Genomic DNA, 15,868 nt, shown 5'->3' with positions numbered 1-15,868 from the left:
ACGCCCTCGCTCGCCTGGAGGCGGGGCGTATCTGAAATTCGAAATAACAACAAGGCTCGGCCGTCCCCGTAGGGGCGGCCGGTCATGCCGGAGCCATCAGGCATCCGGGCTCAGCCATATCTGGCCGAAGCTGTTGTTGATGCCCTGCGCTCCGGGCGCGAAATTCTTCACCTTTTTACTGGCGACGATTTGCGAGCCTGCGGCGACAAGATCGACCGAGACGACATCCTCGTGAATGATGCGCTGGAACTGGTACCAGAGATCGCGGCGCTTGGCCTCGTCGGGCTCGACGGCTGCAGCTTCGAGCAGCCGGTCGACCTCGGGGTTGGCATAGTGGCTGGCGTTGGAGAAGACGAGGCCGATCTTGAAATTCTTGGACCAGTAGGCGCGCTGGACCCCGAGCGTCGGATCGAACGTGTTAGACAGTGATTCGATCACGAGGTCGAAGGCACGATCGGTGTAGACAGTCTTCAGGAAGGTCGCGAGGTCGAATTTGAGAATTTCCGCATCGATGCCGACGGCCAAAAGCGACTGGCGGATGAAGTCGGCATAAGAGGGCGGCAGGAAGGAATTGTAGGCAAGACGAAGCTTGAAGCGCACGCCCTTTGCACCGCGCGGGTAGCCCGCCTTATCGAGCAGCTTTTCTGCGAGCTTGGGATCCGGTTCACGGGCCTTGATGCTCGGATCATACCATTTCGGCAAGGCGGTGCTGATCGGGCTCGGCGAGACCTGCGCATAGCCGAACAGAGCGATATCGACAAGCTTCTGCAAATCGATGGCATGCGCGATCGCCAGGCGCACGTCGCGCTTGGTCAGGATTTCGTTCTCATAATTGAAGAACAGTTGCTGCTGTGGTCCGGAATAGGCATAGGTCGTCGTATCGACGACCAGGTTGGGATTGGCCTTGAGGCGCTCGATGTCCGACAGGGGCACTGGGTTGGCGCCGATATCGATCTCGCCGGTCTCGAGCGCGGCAGCGCGAGCGGACGGATCGAGGATGACACGCAGGATGACACGATCGAGATAGGGCTTTCCCGCATCCCAGTAATTCGGATTGCGCTCGAAGATCAGGTGGCTGCCGGGAACCCATTCCTTCAGAAGAAACGGGCCGGTTCCGATCGTCTGGGCAAGCTTGGGCTGCTCTTGTGGTTTGAAGGTTTCGTAGACATGTTTCGGAACGATCGGCGATTCCGAACTGGAGAGCGCCGTAATGAGATAGGGCGCGGGTTTGGTGAGCACGACGATTGCTGTGTGCGGATCGGGCGTCTCGACGGCCGTGACGTTCTGATAGGTGATCCGGCCGCGCGGATGGGCTTCCTTAAGCCGGAAAATGGTGAAGGCGACGTCGGCCGATGTGAAGTCGGCGCCGTCATGCCATTTGACCCCCTCGCGCAGCTTGAACGTATAGCGCAACTGATCCTCGCTGACCGACCACTCGGTCGCAAGAAGCGGGATGGGATTAAGATCGTAGTCGAAGTCGAACAGGCCCTCGTTGATCTTGGGCCCGATGGCCTGGCCGGTGCCTGAGGATGTATTGATGGCTATCAGTGCGCTCGGATCGGGATAATAGGCCCAGTTGAGCGTGCCGGCTCTGACGGGCGTCTCGCTTGCGGCGCCGGCAACCTGGGGACCGGCGGCACCAAATGCAAGGCCGGCGGCGCCTGCGAGGAGGAACTGATTGAATTGACGGCGATTGATCGACATGGTCGGCTCCAAAGGCGGCGACGCTCAAGAAAGCGCTGACGGAGCCCCATGCCCCGCTGTCGGAATGATCCCTTTGCGGCCGGCCGAAGCAAAGGCAGATTTTCTATCGCGGCGGAGAAGCAAAGCTTGTCGCGCAGGCATCGCGTCCGCTGCAACAGGCAGCGGACGGCGCTCGACGTTGCCAATGGTGAAAGATGGGATCTAGCGAAGGACGTGGCCCAATAGCCGACGCGCATTGCCACCGGCAACCAGAGACCGTGCTTGCGCGTCAAGACCTGCCGCTGCCAGGTTTTGCGCCAGCGTTTGCCGGGAAAGGGCGGGAAGGATGGGCCAGTCCGTTCCAGCAACAACACGCTCGGCGCCGAAGAACTGCACCAGAATGGCGATGATCGACGGATCGTCGCCCATCGTGTCGAAGTAGACATTCGGCCGATGCCCGGCAGCGCGGTTTTGTTGGGAGTAGCGGCCACCACGCGCCGCCTGCACGACCGCGCCCAAGCCAAGGGTTGCGAAGACGAAGTTGAGGTCCGGGAACTCGTCCAGCACGCCGTTTTCCAGCAGGGACAGAAAGGCAACGCCGTTCATCAGCCCGCGGCCCAGCGAATTGCCGAGCTTGCCGGCACCGGCAATAAGGACGCCGGCTTGCGGCGCATTGACCGGATGCACGAAAACCGGCTTGCCGAAACGAGCTGCGACGGCGAGCGTAGGGCGGGCGACCGGATCACCGATGAACTTGCCATCACGATAGGAATCGACGACGAGGCCGGCCAGTCCAAGTTCGCCGAGCGCCCTCTCTGCCTCCCGGGCGGCCACCTCGCCGGAAAAGGGATCGATGGTCGCCAGCGCGGCCAGACGGTCGGGCTGGGTCTTGACGAGCCCGGCAAGCCAATCGTTCACCCCGGCGATCACGGTTGAATTGGTCGTGTTCTCCATGCCGAACAGGCTCTCGATTGTCGCGCTCAGAACGGCAAGCGAGACACCGGCCGAGGAAAACTCGTCGATCAGGGAAGCCGGGTCGACAATCTTCTTCAGGACAGTGTCGGGAAGCCCGGCGGATATGCGGTTGCTGCCATCAGCACCCCATTCGAGGGGCCAGAGATGTGTGTGAATGTCGACGATATCCAGTTCGTGGCTCATCTGCTGACGCTTTCCTTCGAATAACGATTGTCGTTGGTGGCCTCGTGTCCCGCGCCAGGCGGGTCTCATCGGTGATGGATCTCAGAGCCAAGGCACCGATCCAAACACCACGCCGGTGACGCTGAAGCTTTTTTGGAAGTGGGGAGCGGTCTTGCGCAGCTACGCGGCCTCAAGCCCGTGAATACGCCTGATTTCCTCGGCGACCAGTGCCTGGAGCCGCCATAGATTTCGATCGCGGATGCCCTTCTCTTCGAGATGCTTGACGGTGAGATAGAGATATTCGGCACAGGACCCCATATGCCCGCAGGCCCTGGCCAGAACCTCGGCGACGCTTTCCAGAGGCAGCCCGCGCAGAACGCGCTTGCCTTTCGGTCCGGCCCAGAACACTAAGGCGCGCAAAGGTCCCTGTGGCGTTTCGATCGGAACCCATCGGATGAAGGAGGAGTTGGTGATCGTGCCAATCTCCCTGCGGATCATGCGACGGATCTGCCCCATGCGGTCTTCTTCCGAGAGCCTGTAGGCGACGCCGTTGCATTGCCCGCCCTGATCGAGCGCCATCATCAGACCGGGCACGGCATCGGTCGCCCGCCACCGCGTCATCTGCAGGCAAAAGGACCTGTGCCAGCCGCGGGCACGGGCGTGCTGCCATTCCACCGCGTCGAAGTCCGGCTTCCAGATCAGCGAGCCATAAGCAAAAACCCATAGCGGCCGGCCCACGGCGTCACGGTACAGTCTCTCCGAAAGGACCTGAAGTTCCCCGTCGCTTAGCGGAACACGATTGGGATCCGGTCCGGGGTCAGCTTCCAGCCTCAGGCTGAGTGAAACGAGATCGGCCGTCAGCGCCATCGTACGCAAGTCTGCGGGATGGTTCTTTTCTTCCGAGGCGGCCTCATGGATCGGTGAGGCTTTCGACAAGAACGCCTGCATCCTAGTGGACCGTGAACTGGCTGAAATAGGCCTGTCGATCACGCACTGCCCGGATCAGCAAGGCGGCCTCGCGCATGATCGCATTGAAGGTCGCATCGTCGGCCGATGCGATGCCGTCCGACATAGTCTGGAGAATTCCGATCAGGCGCCCGATGGATTCCTGCGATACCCCATTCTGGCCTTCCAGCCCTTCGGCGAGAGCGGCGAGCGTTCTCACAATCTCGTCAATGATCTGACGGCGGCGCGCCTGGCTTGCCGGCGGATCGCCAGCCCCGGCTAACGCCGTTTCTTCCAAGTCCCTGTCCATCATGGCTCGCCGCTTCATCGTCGTCGATCAAATCAGTCCGAGGACGAGCGCCAGAATGAAGGCAAACGATCCGGCGGCCGCAACCTGATGGAGGCGCAGACAGACGGGAGAGAGCCAGTCGGCGCGATGTCGCGGCAAGAAGCGCTGATGATTGTCGACAATTGCCATTGTCGCCTCCGTTAATACCAGATTGGAGCTGCCGCTCGCCAAAAGGAAAGCTCGTATTCCAGTGCCGTCTGGCGGTCTTCACCCTCGAGACCGGGCGATCCGACCTTTTGTCCGTGCACTCGCCGGTGAGAAAGCCGGGTAATTCTCGCAGCGAGCTGGGCAAGCATGCCTCGTGTCATAGCGAACCTCCTCGATCGGTCGGTTGTTACGGAGACAGTTCGGTTCGCCTGGCGCTCGAAAGCAGGTCGCGAGGCGACGCCATCTTTCCGAACAGTTTCAGCAGGCGATTTTCTTCAGACTTCGCCAGCCGGTAGCGCCGCGAGAAGTCGAAGACGCTCCATAATTCCTCGCTCGTTGGCTCAGACTCGGTCTTTTCCTGCAATCTCTGGTGCATGGCCGCCTCCTATTCTGCGGCATACAGCGCCGGGCGAGAGCCTGGGAAGAAAGCATCGATCTCGCTTATGACCTCGTCTATGCGCTTGGAAAGCTGTTCGGAGGAAACGGCGTAGTCGGCAAAATCCCGATCGGACGCATAGATCGCAGTCGGAAGGGTATGAGACATGAAGAAGCCGAACAACGGGCGCAGTTGATGTTCGACCATCAGTGCGTGCCGGTCGCCGCCGCCCGTTGCGGTGATGATGATCGGCTTTGCCCGCAGCTCGTGCGGATCAATCAGATCGATCAGATGTTTGAAGAGACCTGGATAGGAACCCTTGTAGGTGGGGGAGCCGACGATCAGCAAATCCGCGCTGACGATCTCGGAGATCACGGCCTCGGCCTGTCCGTCAAGATCTCTGCGCCAGCTGGCGTCTCCAAGGGAAGGTCCGACATCAAGCATGTCATAAACCTTGCTGGTGAAACCATGTTTGTCGCTAGCGATGCCGGCGATATGGCTCACGAGCGCCAGCGTCTTGGACGGACGGTTGAAGCTGCCTGCAATTCCAACGAGTTTGAGAGCGGCCATCGGCTTTCCTTTCGTTGAAATCACTATTGTCTATAAAAATACTAGATTAAAGAAACGGCAGTTTATGATCGGCGCAATGCGCGAAAAAAATGCCTCTTTCTACGGCGGCTTGAACGGGCTTCATCGCATCGTTCCATCTGCGGCCGTGCCGCGTTGAGCGATCGATGCTTATGTTTCAAGAGCCGATGCGGGCTGCGACGGGAACCGCAAGCGCGCTCGCGTCACCAGCCCGCGCAGGATCCTGCGGATAGGGCAGCCCATAGCGGTCACGAACCGTCTTGCCTTCATATTCCCGCCGATAGACGCCGCGATCCTGCAGGATTGGAATGACTTTATCGACGAATTCCTCGATATCGTCGGGCGCGCGTGGTGGCTGGAGTGTGTATCCATCCACGGTAGCGTCCGCCCAGAGATCGATGATGTCGTCAGCCACGTCCTCTGGCGTCCCGAGCAGGAGGCGATGATGGCCCTCCGACCTGCGCACCGCTTGTCTCGCGGTCAGCTTCTCATGCGTCAGAAGGTCAGACAGACCAAGTCCCATGCCCACGGCCTGCAGGCGATTGGGATCAGGGATGAACCGTTCGGCATCCAGAACGGCGTCGGGATCGAAACCGTCTGGGTCGATGCCGTTCTCTTTGGCGAACCGCGCCAGCAGTCCGTCTTCCGACCCCGTGCCGCTATAAAGTTCGTGCTTGCGCAGCGCTTCCTCGCGGCTTTCGCCGAGGATGACGACAAGACCGGGCACGATGCGGATACCCGACGGATCGCGACCGATTGCGACGGCGCGATCCCTCACCTTCGCGCCGAAAGCCCGGCCCGCGCCGCGCGAAAGGATGTTGCAATAGATGATTTCACCGTGACGCGCGGCAAGTTCGATACCCCCCTCGGATGCACCGGCCTGGGCGATGACGGGATGTCCCTGCGGCCCTTTCGGCACGTTGAGCGGCCCTCTGACCGAAAAGTAGGCGCCCTGGTGATCGATCGTATGCGAACTTCCCGCGTCCCAGAAACGGTTTTCAGGCACCTCGCCCTCGCGCGCCGGGTCCCAGCTCGCCCAGAGCTCCTTGGCGACATCAAGGAATTCGGAGGCTTTGGCGTAGCGCTCGCTGCGCGCAGGCAGCGGCTCGGAACCGAAATTGGCGGCAACATTCGGGTTGAAGGAGGACACGACGTTCACGATCAGCCGGCCGTCCGAGATGATATCGGTCGACTGCACCCGCCGGGCAAAATTGAACGGCGAATTATAGGTCGAGGACATCGTCACGACGAAACCGATATCCGGCACCTGTGCCGAAAGGGCGGTGCAGAGGATCAGCGGATCGATCGTATGAAAGGGCCGGCTCGCGGGATCGGTCATCAGCGCCGGATGATCGGAAAAGAAGACCGCATCGAAGCGCCCCTTGTGCGCAAGCTCGGTCAACCGACGGTAATAATCCGGGTCGTTGATGTCGTGCCGGCTGCCGCTCCTGTATTTCCAGGCATTGGCAAGATAGCCGGTGGTGTTGATGCCGACGTTAAGATTGAGTTTGCGGGCCGGTGTCGTCATTGTCAGGCAACCTCGCTGCTCGGGCCGAATGGTGTGATGATCTTGCGGTAACCGACGGCTGCCGGCTTCTTGCCGGAGACGGCGAACTCGCCCACGACGCGATCGTGATAGATGCGCGGATTGTGCGAGGTGATCGTGCGGGCGTTTCGCCAATGGCGGTCGAGCGCCGTGGCACGCTTGGCCGCGGATGCGCCAAGGGCGTCGAAGAGAACCGTCGTCGCCTCGAGGATGAGCGTCGAGATGACGGTGACCGCCTGGCTCGTTTCGATATCTGCAAGAAGGTGGATATCGGTTTGTTCAGGATCGACGCCGGCGGTATTGGCTTCAAAGGACCGCTGCAAGGCTTGCGCGACATTCAGTACGATGGCGCCGGCAGCATAGGCCGGCCCCCTGACACGGCCCACCACTTCAAGCACCTGCGGATCTTCCGCGCTCGTCGCGCCATTACCGCGCGGGTAGATCCTGGCCCGGCTGCCGACATGGCGGGCGAGCTCCTTGGCGGCAGCCCGGCCGATCCCGGCAAGGCTTGCCAGGTGGACGAGCTGGAAGAAGGCTGGAGTATAGGGAAAGCGAGCCGAATCCGGTTTGATGTGGGCGCCCTCCAGCCTGACGTTCTCAAACCGCGCGGTGCCACTGCCGCTCATGGTCTGCCCGAAGCCATCCCAATCGTCGAGGATCTCCACGCCGGACACGGACGTGGGCACGAGAGCGGCGACCGGCGAACCCGATCCGTCGACGGCGGCCAGGTTGATCCAGTCGGCATAGATCGAGCCGGTGGTATAAAACTTCTCGCCGTTCAGGCGATAGAAATCGCCATCCGGCACGATTGTCGTGGAATGGTCCCCGACCTTGAGGCCGGCGAGCTCCGAAAAGCCGCTGCCGATCATCTCGCCGCGCCCGAGGCGAGTCAGCCACTCGTCCTGCCAGCTATTGTTCGGCGCATTAAGGAGATCCTCCGTGAAGCCCAGATGGCTGCGAAAGATATTGGTGATATTGGGATCGGCCGCCGCGAGTTCGATCAGCAGCGCAAAAAGCTCCGGCAAGGTAACCTCAAGACCGCCATAGACCGCCGGAATACGCAAGGCGCCGAAGCCCGCCTCCCGCAGCCATCGGACTTCCTCGAAAGGCAGGCGCCGCTGCTGATCCCTTTCGATTGCCGCCTCCCCTATCCGATCGAAAATGGGACGGAATCGCGCGGCAATTTCCTCATAGCGCGCCGAGGGGCCACGGCCCCAACCTTCATCGATCCTGGTCATCAACACGCTTCCTCAATGTCTATGATTGTTCTGTTCTGGCTTTTCGACTGCCGGCTCGCTCACGCCCAGCCAATCGAGCAGCTGCAGGCGAAGCCGGTTGAAGCCTATGCTGCCGGTCGAGCGCGGCCGTGGCAGATCGATCGTCGCTTCATGCGCCACCACCCCGCCTCGCATCACCAGCACCCGGTCGGCAAGCAGCAGCGCCTCTTCGACGTCATGAGTGACGAGGAGCACCGCTTGCCGATGTTTTTGCCAGAGATCGGCGACGAGGGCCTGGGCCTTCAGCCGCGTCAGCGCGTCCAACGCTCCGAAGGGTTCATCGAGCAGCAGCAAATGCGGATTGCGCACAAGCGCGCGCGCCAGTGATGCACGCTGGGCCTCGCCGCCGGAAAGATCCTTTGGCCAGGCATCGCCGCGATGGACCAATCCCACTTCGGCAAGCGCCGTCTCCGCCCTCGCCCGGTTACCGCTCCTGCCGAGTCCGGCCACGACATTGCTCCAGACCCGCTTCCAGGGGAAGAGCCGCGGCGACTGGAACGCCACGCCGCGGCGCGGTGAGACAAAGACATCGCCCTCGATCTCGTGATCGAGATCCGCCAGGATGCGCAGCAGCGTACTCTTGCCACAGCCGCTCGCGCCCAGCAGGGCGACGAATTCCCCGTGTCTGATTTCGAGGTCGAGATGATCAATGACGGTGCGCGGCCCAAAGCGGCGCACAAGCCCGTGGACGCTGACCGAGAGACCCGTCGGGGACGGGGCGTGAAAGGACATGCTCATGCTCCATCGAAGCTTTGACGCCATCTGAGCAGCACGCGCTCGAGCAGCCGGACGATGAGGTCGGCCGAAAGCCCGAGAAGCGCATAGATGACAAGGCAAAGGATGATGATGTCGACGCGATAGACTTCGCGTGCGTGGGTGATCAGATAGCCGAGACCGCCTTGCGCATTGACCGTCTCGGCAAATACCAGCGCCAGCCAGGCAGATCCCAGCGAGTACCGCAGGCCGACGAGCAGGTTCGGAAGTGCTCCCGGCAAAATGACCTGGAAGATCAGCGCGGTTCGCCCGAAGGAGAGCGTGCGCGCCGCCTCGATGAGGGTCTTGTCGACATTGCGGATCCCGGCGAAGGTATTGATGTAGAGCGGAAACGTCACGGCGAAGGCGACGAGCGTTATCTTCGGTGTTTCGTCGATACCGAGCCAGATGATCAGGAGCGGCACGAGGCCGGCCCAGGGAAGCGTGCGCGCCATCTGCATCGGCGCATCGACGAGGTCCTCTCCGAGGCGCAGGAGCCCGGAGATGACCGCGAGGCCGACGCCGATCACGAAGCCGAAACAAAAGCCGATGACGACCCGCTGGAGCGACAGCAAAAGGGCTTCAGACAGGTCGCCGCCCGTGATCATGTCGAGGAGGGTTGCCCAGAGCGTCGCCGGTCCCGGAAACAGGTCCTCCGAAATCCAGCCGTAACGCGTGGCCAACCACCAGGCGACCACGAGCGCAGCAGGTCCGAGGCTCTTGCCGAAGCCCCGCGGCAGGGAAGCCGTTTTCTGCTTGCCTGCCGGAACGATACGTTCAAGACCTGTAACCGGGCGAGGATCGGACACGACCGATCCGGGCAGCGCCGGTTGCCCTTCCGAAAGGCTGGTGAGCAACGCCATCAATTCGTCTTTGCCAGCTTCTTGTTCTCATCACGGATTACGTCGCCAAAATCCTTGAGGACATAGTCTTCGACCCTGAAATCGCGCTTGAACTGGCCGCTTTCATGAAAATAGGCGACCTCCTTCTGCCAGCCGGCAAGCACGTCGTCATCGGTTGCGGGAACATATTCCACCCGCGAGCGGCTGGCCTGGAGGTTTGCCGCATCGAGCGAGATCTGCGACAGCTTGGCGACCTGCTCGGCCCATTCCGTCGGATGGGCGTTCACCCAGGCTTGCGCCCGGATGATGCGACGCGCCAGGTCCTCGAGAGCGGCCTTGCGGGCCGCATCCTCGACGGAGGACGTCGGCGCGTAGAGGACGCCCGCCGTGTCGATCACCTTGCTCAGCGATTTCAGAATGCGCGCGCCATGCTGCTGCTGGGCGATCGCCGTGTTCGGATCCCAAACCACGAAAGCATCGACTTGACTGTTGACCAGCGCCGACAGGCCGTCCGTCGTGTTGAGGTTCAGGATCAGCTTGTCGTCCCATGGCACGCCGGCCTGTTCCAACGCCTTGGCGAACTGATAGTGCTGCTTCGTGAAATAGGGCAAAGCGACCTTGTGACCCTTCAAATCGGCCACGTCCTTCAAGGAGGAATTGCCGCGCACAAGGATGGCGCTGCCGCTTTCCTTGCGCTCCCGCGTGCCGGCCAGGATCGTCACTTTCACGCCATTGGCAATCGCCGCGAGCACGCCGGTGTCACCGCCAGCTGCGATATCCACGTGTCCGGCGCGCAGCGCTTCGACGAGCGGCGGCGTGGAATCGAAATCCGCCCATTTGATCTTGTAGGGAAGATTTTCGATTTCATTGGCAGCGATCAGCTGGCGGTGCAGGCCCGTCTTGTTCGGGGTGCCGACCGTCAAGGTCACGCTCGCGAGGTCGGGAGCACCCTGCGCCCAGGATGCACCGGCAAATAGGCTGGCAAGAGCGATGCCAAAGCCAGCGTTGCGGATCAGACCGGTAATCTCTTTCAATCTCACTCTTCGTTCCTCCTGGCCGATCGGCCCCATGGCGCTTCAATGAGCGAAGGGCCGGTGAATGACGGTCAAAAACCTACGAGAGGTAGGAAATGCTGGTAAGAAAATAAACTCTATAGATTTTATGGCTTATGGAAATGCTTTTCGGGTTTTGGTCTGTGCTCGCATCGACCGGCTTCGAAACGGTACGGCGCGACCGCTAGTCTTGAGCCATCACCACAAAGGACAAGGAGACCGATCATGGGCCAGAAGACGATTTCCCGCGAGACATTCCGGCATTGGCTTGCAGATGGGAACGAGCTTGCAGTTTTCGATATCCGCGAGCCCGATGTCGTGGGTTACGCCTCACCGCTCTTTGCCACCAATCTGCCGGCCGACAGAGTTGTGCGTGAACTTTCGCGCTTCGTGCCGCGCAAGGTCGTCCGCACCGTGCTCGCCGACGGCGGCGATGGAGCGGCCGAGCGCCTTGCCGCGGAACTTGCAGTTGCCGGATGGCCGAACATCTTCGCGCTCGACGGCGGTATTCCCGGCTGGACGGCAGATGGAGAAGGGGCCGAATTGCCGACATTCGATACGCCCGGCGTCGACTTTACCCTTGCAGTCAAGGAGGAAAAGGGCACGCCGGTCATCTCTGCCGATGAATTGAAGCGACTTCGCGATGATGGTGAAGATGTTGTCGTCATCGACACCCGCACCGTGCCCGAGTTTGCCCGCGAGCACGTGCCCGGCGCCGTCAGCGTGCCCGGTGCGGAATTGGTATTGCGCTTCAAGGACGTGGTGCCCTCCGAAAAGACGAGGGTCGTTGTCTCCTGCGCCGGCCTGCCGCGCGCCATCCTCGGCGCACAAACGCTGATCGACGCTCAAGTTCCCAACAAGGTGTCCTATCTTCACGATGGGACCAGGGCCTGGACCGCAGCCGGCCTCAGCCTGGAGACAGGCAAGACGCGCACCTACGGACAGGCCAGCGAGACGGCGGTCGAATTTGCCCGCCGGCAGATCGGCATCCTGAGCAGCGGTGATAATTTCCCCGAAATCGATATCGCGACCGCAAGGGCATGGGCTGCCGATCCCGATCGCACCACCTACCTCTTGGACGTCAGGACGCCGGAGGAATTCGAAACCGGCCATCTCGACGGCACACTGTCTTCGGAAGGCGGCCAGCTGCTCGGTGTGGCCTATCGGACCATCGCGGTCAGAGGGGCTCGCGTCGTGCTTGTCGACGACCTCATCGGCGCACGCGCGCGCATCGTGGCCCACTGGCTGCAGCGACGTGGTTATGAAATCGCAATCCTGTTGATCGATTTTGCGTCGCAGGAATTAAGCAACGTGGCCTGACGCGCTCCAGGCGCTCTGCATCGGCCTTGCCCAGAACCGCATCGGCCGGAGATCCAAGAGCTGACAACGGATCTCCGGCAGATTGGACCGCACTCCGATCGTCAGATCTTGTCAAACGACATCGGCAGGATTGCGGAAAAGAGAAACTCGATCTCAGGCAGTTGGCCTGACTGCGGTCGAACTAAGGCGCCACGATAGAATGGCGGACCGCGGGATGGCGTCTTCATCTCAACTTCGCCCGTTCAGAAAGACGTTAGCCCTGTCGATCCTGCCGGGCGGCAGCGAACCTCACACACATATTCCAGTTCCCCATCACACGGATGTCGCCTGCACCACGTTCGTAGCGTTGCCAATCCATTCATTCAACGACGCAGCGGCGGCATGGCTCTGTGAGACGATCTGCGGCACCAGATCGATATCGGCAACACTGCCAAGACCCAGGAGGCCCATCGCAAAAAGGCCGGAAACTGACCGGTGCGCAGCAATAGTGCGCCCGCATTCGTCGGCGACGAGACCAAGTTCGAGCTCATCGCGTTTTGCCAGACCGCACGCAACCACGGACCTTATAAGGGAACTGTCATTGGTGGACGAAGGAAGCCGGCAGTCAACCGTGAAATCGGCCTGAAGTACTTCGAGGCCTTGCGAGGCCGACAGCAACACACCATTGCTGGCAATGCGTTCAACCCTGCCCTTCCTCAAGGTGATCGCGCCGCTTTCGATAGCCTGATGCAGGTGCCTGTAATCGTCTGGCGGCAACCGGTGGCGATGGCTGTCATACACTGCTTTCACATGCCGTTTGAACCTTGCGCGTTCATCCGGCCTCAACTCCTCCCAAAGCTCGCGTGCCTGCAGCCGAAACCCGTTCATGATGCCCTGCCATCCTGACCCCTCTGCGTCCGCCCGCCTTGCCGCATCGCGCAGATAGCGGAACGCACCACGCAGCGTTCGCGGGATGGGTTCGCCCGCAGCGGCGGATCCGACCGCTGCCTGGGCATGCGATTGCGGCAGAAAGCCGGATTCGGAAATGAGATTGATATGAGGGACCTTGCCGTCTTTCAGAAGCGCAAGGGCTTGACCCACGGCTTTGACCCCGCCTCCGATCACAGCACCGCTTTGGGCTCCGATGGGTATTGTGGGCTTCTCCAGACTGTCGCGCAATCCATAGCCCGTCGCCAGGAAGACGACGTCGAAATGCTTCCTCTGGTCATTGCCGAAAAAAACGGAAAAGCCCATCTGCGGATGGCGATCGATTGCGATCACGGTCTCCGGAAGGAATTGAACAACCACGTCCGGCCGCGCCATCAAGGCCTCAGCGAAACGCTTGTAGACGTAGCTGCCAAACACCCGCTCCGGAACGAATGAGTGCTCGAGCCCCGCAGAATTGGCGGGAAGGCCATCATGCCAATCCCTGTCCGCTTCCAGCCAGCTCTGGAAGTCGTCCCTGCGCGTGGGATCGACGGACAAGTCACGAACACGACTGTTCAATACCGTTGCCACAGCATGGTTCACGCCCTCTCCGACGTCGATCTTGGGTCGGGGATCGAACATTATCAGGTGAAAAGGACGATCGATGCCTTTGAACAGAGCGATTGCGGTCATGATGCCGGTAAAGCCCCGGCCGACGATCGCAATTCTCGCAAGGCGGTCCGCATCTTTCCCCTGAGGGTCCAAAGAGTGGGGCGAGAGAAGGGTCATGCGTTGGCTCCTTCTGCGTCGGATCAGCTCGGTTTACAAAAACACAGCCGGAACTGTTCTTGCCGCGTTAATCTCTACAAAGATGATAGATAATGGTCGCCGGATAGCAAGATCTATTCGGCAAGTCATCCTCGCCAACCCCCGCCACAGGACGCAAACCGTTTAATTTGCTGGGTAATTTCTCAAGCGGGGCTGCCGCGAAATGCGACCTTTGACCTGCGTCGAAGGCAGAATTTTCTCTTTTTCTATCGAATATAGAGGAGAATAAACGAGCTTTCGTCGTCGTCGCGAGCGTTTGCAACCTCCCCCCACCGCAGCAACCGGCCTAGCATCGCTTCCTACAATGGAGACGAGTGCTCGCGGTTTGAGGAGGTTGGCATGGCAGGTTTAAACCGCAGCTTGAGCGATCTGTCAAAAGAACCGCCCCCGTCGTCAGACGTTTCTAAATTGTGGGACGCGCTTTGCGGTGAGGCGATGGATGCAGCCTCGAAGGATCCGTCCCTGGCCCGTACAATGAATTCCGCAGTTCTTTATCATGCGAGTTTTGCTCAGGCGCTCGCGCAGCGCATCGCCTTCAAACTTGCCAACCACGACCTTGATCAGGATGAGCTGCTGTCCGTGATCGCCCAAGCGCTGATCAGCAACGCAGATATCGTCGATCATGCTGCTGCGGATTTGGCGGCGATCAAGGAACGTGACCCCTCAAATGCGGAAATCCTGACGCCATTCCTATATTTCAAGGGATTCGTGGCTTTGCAGGGACAGCGTGTCGCGCATTGGCTTTGGCATCATGACCGCATCCATATGGCCCGGCATTTGCAAAGCCGCATTTCCGAAGTCTTTGGGGTCGATATTCATCCCGCCGCGAAAATGGGAAAGAGCATCATGCTCGATCATGGAAGCGGCCTCGTTATCGGCGAGACAGCGGTTGTCGAAGACGACGTATCGATCCTTCAAAACGTGACCTTGGGCGGAACCGGCAAGGAAGGCGGTGATCGCCATCCGAAAGTGAGGCGTGGGGCGCTCATCGGAGCCGGAGCCAAAATCCTCGGTAATGTAGAGATCGGCGTCGGCGCCAAGGTTGGGGCCGGCAGCGTGGTCGTCGGTTCCGTTGCGCCCTACACCTCCGTCGTCGGCATTCCGGCGACACCGACCGGAAAACGCCATTCAAGCCTTCCCGGCATCACGATGGATCAAGCGCTGGCAGAGCCGGAATACATTATCTGATGCAGGATTTCGCAGACGCTGCTGTCCCGGATGCTATCCCGAAGGGACTCTGGGGCGGATATTGCCCCTCGTTGCGTTCTGGTTTCGCATCTTTCGAAGGACCGTACTCGCCGCTTCAGGCTCTGCTATCTTTGCCCAATCGGGAATAACAATAGCATCATTGCGACCAAGCCCAGTCCTGCACCTACCATCTGTGAGGGAGCGAGCCGCTCGTCAAAGACAAAATATGCGATCACGTTGATGAGCAACAGCTGAGCAACGGCGGAAACCGATATGGCGAGCCCCATTCCACCCTCTCTCATCAGCCGCACCATGATCAGATTACCCACACAATAAAGCGCAAGTGACAGGACCAGCACAAGAATGCTGTTGGTCGCGATATAGGTGCGTGAAGCGGTCGCCGCACCGAGGAATGTTGCCATTGCGCCGGCGAGCCAAAGCAGAAATTCTATTCTCATAGGTGACCTTCGTTCGTCTTTCCGCAAGCTGCATACAGCTGTCGGCCGAGGATCGCCAGCATTGGATTCCACTTACGGATCGGCTGTTCTGGCCTAATCGGACGCTTCTCTCAAGCCTCGCATCGAGAGCGTGAATGACGTTCTCGATCCGCAGCAGCAGGCTCTTGCCGACATCGTCTTTCACCATCCATCGGCTGATTGCGGGTCTTTCTGAGATCGTCTGCGGTAGAATTTGTCAAGGAGCGCCTCGATTTGAGTGCCTTATACTTCGCATCAGCAACGACCTTCGGTCATCATCTCGACAGTCGACGATCTTCGGCGGTTCATTCCTCCCGACCCGCTACGTCGGCTGTTCCCCCTCTGGAGGTTCTTGACCTTCACACCTCGAGGCCCGGCTTTACGCCCGTGGCCTCTTTTTTTGTCCATCCGACACAGATCCCGTTGCCACGCAGCCGTTGTTTGCGCGCTCTTTT

The 15,868-nt window shown here is 60.3% G+C and carries 16 protein-coding genes; 2 read left to right on the top strand and 14 right to left on the bottom strand.

Annotated features, from left to right (window positions below; genetic code table 11):
• Window positions 1-96 precede the first annotated feature (96 nt).
• The 12 genes from ACR9ZQ_RS41945 to ACR9ZQ_RS41890 all read right to left on the bottom strand — a co-directional run bounded on the left by ACR9ZQ_RS41945 (window position 97) and on the right by ACR9ZQ_RS41890 (window position 10,683).
• Window positions 97-1,704: an ABC transporter substrate-binding protein gene (locus ACR9ZQ_RS41945; RefSeq protein WP_481430946.1), complete on the bottom strand. Its 1,608-nt coding sequence runs from the start codon at window positions 1,702-1,704 to the stop codon at window positions 97-99.
• 201 nt (window positions 1,705-1,905) lie between these two features.
• Complete coding sequence (locus ACR9ZQ_RS41940; protein ID WP_481430945.1) at window positions 1,906-2,841, bottom strand: amidohydrolase family protein; 936 nt, start codon at window positions 2,839-2,841, stop codon at window positions 1,906-1,908.
• A gap of 159 nt (window positions 2,842-3,000) precedes the next feature.
• Window positions 3,001-3,687 (bottom strand): gamma-glutamylcyclotransferase, encoded by a 687-nt coding sequence (locus ACR9ZQ_RS41935; RefSeq protein ID WP_481431022.1) that lies wholly within the window; start codon window positions 3,685-3,687, stop codon window positions 3,001-3,003.
• A gap of 82 nt (window positions 3,688-3,769) precedes the next feature.
• Entirely contained in the window at window positions 3,770-4,078 is a 309-nt protein-coding gene (locus ACR9ZQ_RS41930; protein ID WP_113323912.1) for a hypothetical protein, read from the bottom strand.
• 24 nt (window positions 4,079-4,102) lie between these two features.
• Window positions 4,103-4,243: a hypothetical protein gene (locus ACR9ZQ_RS41925; protein WP_162748058.1), complete on the bottom strand. Its 141-nt coding sequence runs from the start codon at window positions 4,241-4,243 to the stop codon at window positions 4,103-4,105.
• Window positions 4,244-4,448: 205 nt separating this feature from the next.
• On the bottom strand, window positions 4,449-4,637 hold the full coding sequence (locus ACR9ZQ_RS41920; protein WP_113323913.1) for a hypothetical protein: 189 nt from the start codon (window positions 4,635-4,637) through the stop codon (window positions 4,449-4,451).
• 9 nt (window positions 4,638-4,646) lie between these two features.
• Window positions 4,647-5,207, bottom strand: coding sequence for an FMN reductase (gene msuE, locus ACR9ZQ_RS41915; protein WP_113323914.1), 561 nt, complete (start codon window positions 5,205-5,207; stop codon window positions 4,647-4,649).
• Window positions 5,208-5,382: 175 nt separating this feature from the next.
• On the bottom strand, window positions 5,383-6,753 hold the full coding sequence (locus tag ACR9ZQ_RS41910) for an NtaA/DmoA family FMN-dependent monooxygenase (protein ID WP_481430944.1): 1,371 nt from the start codon (window positions 6,751-6,753) through the stop codon (window positions 5,383-5,385).
• 2 nt (window positions 6,754-6,755) lie between these two features.
• On the bottom strand, window positions 6,756-8,009 hold the full coding sequence (locus tag ACR9ZQ_RS41905) for an acyl-CoA dehydrogenase family protein (protein WP_113323915.1): 1,254 nt from the start codon (window positions 8,007-8,009) through the stop codon (window positions 6,756-6,758).
• Window positions 8,010-8,021: 12 nt separating this feature from the next.
• Window positions 8,022-8,786 (bottom strand): ABC transporter ATP-binding protein, encoded by a 765-nt coding sequence (locus ACR9ZQ_RS41900; RefSeq protein ID WP_481430943.1) that lies wholly within the window; start codon window positions 8,784-8,786, stop codon window positions 8,022-8,024.
• Window positions 8,783-9,664: an ABC transporter permease gene (locus tag ACR9ZQ_RS41895; protein WP_481430942.1), complete on the bottom strand. Its 882-nt coding sequence runs from the start codon at window positions 9,662-9,664 to the stop codon at window positions 8,783-8,785. Before ACR9ZQ_RS41895 ends, ACR9ZQ_RS41900 begins: the two co-directional genes overlap by 4 nt.
• Window positions 9,664-10,683 carry an ABC transporter substrate-binding protein gene (locus ACR9ZQ_RS41890; RefSeq protein ID WP_481430941.1) on the bottom strand — a complete coding sequence of 340 codons (1,020 nt, stop codon included), beginning with the start codon at window positions 10,681-10,683 and terminating at the stop codon, window positions 9,664-9,666. Before ACR9ZQ_RS41890 ends, ACR9ZQ_RS41895 begins: the two co-directional genes overlap by 1 nt.
• Before the next feature lie 237 nt (window positions 10,684-10,920).
• On the opposite strand from ACR9ZQ_RS41890, the gene ACR9ZQ_RS41885 reads away from it, so the two are divergent.
• The gene (locus ACR9ZQ_RS41885) at window positions 10,921-12,015 is read left to right on the top strand and encodes a rhodanese-like domain-containing protein (protein WP_481430940.1); all 1,095 of its coding nucleotides are present in this window, start codon (window positions 10,921-10,923) and stop codon (window positions 12,013-12,015) included.
• 312 nt (window positions 12,016-12,327) lie between these two features.
• Here ACR9ZQ_RS41885 and ACR9ZQ_RS41880 read toward each other — a convergent pair whose 3' ends face one another.
• On the bottom strand, window positions 12,328-13,710 hold the full coding sequence (locus ACR9ZQ_RS41880; RefSeq protein ID WP_481430939.1) for an FAD/NAD(P)-binding protein: 1,383 nt from the start codon (window positions 13,708-13,710) through the stop codon (window positions 12,328-12,330).
• Between the two features lie 378 nt (window positions 13,711-14,088).
• On the opposite strand from ACR9ZQ_RS41880, the gene cysE reads away from it, so the two are divergent.
• Window positions 14,089-14,937 (top strand): serine O-acetyltransferase, encoded by an 849-nt coding sequence (gene cysE / locus ACR9ZQ_RS41875; RefSeq protein ID WP_481430938.1) that lies wholly within the window; start codon window positions 14,089-14,091, stop codon window positions 14,935-14,937.
• A 125-nt stretch (window positions 14,938-15,062) separates the two neighbouring features.
• On the opposite strand, the gene ACR9ZQ_RS41870 is transcribed toward cysE, so the two are convergent.
• Window positions 15,063-15,395 (bottom strand): hypothetical protein, encoded by a 333-nt coding sequence (locus tag ACR9ZQ_RS41870; RefSeq protein ID WP_113184976.1) that lies wholly within the window; start codon window positions 15,393-15,395, stop codon window positions 15,063-15,065.
• Window positions 15,396-15,868: the final 473 nt, after the last annotated feature.

It is taken from the genome of Rhizobium sp. KNZ14-9A, assembly GCF_056755015.1.
The sequence above is the reverse complement of the archived record's forward strand: the minus strand, read 5'-3'. Positions and strand labels throughout refer to the sequence as shown.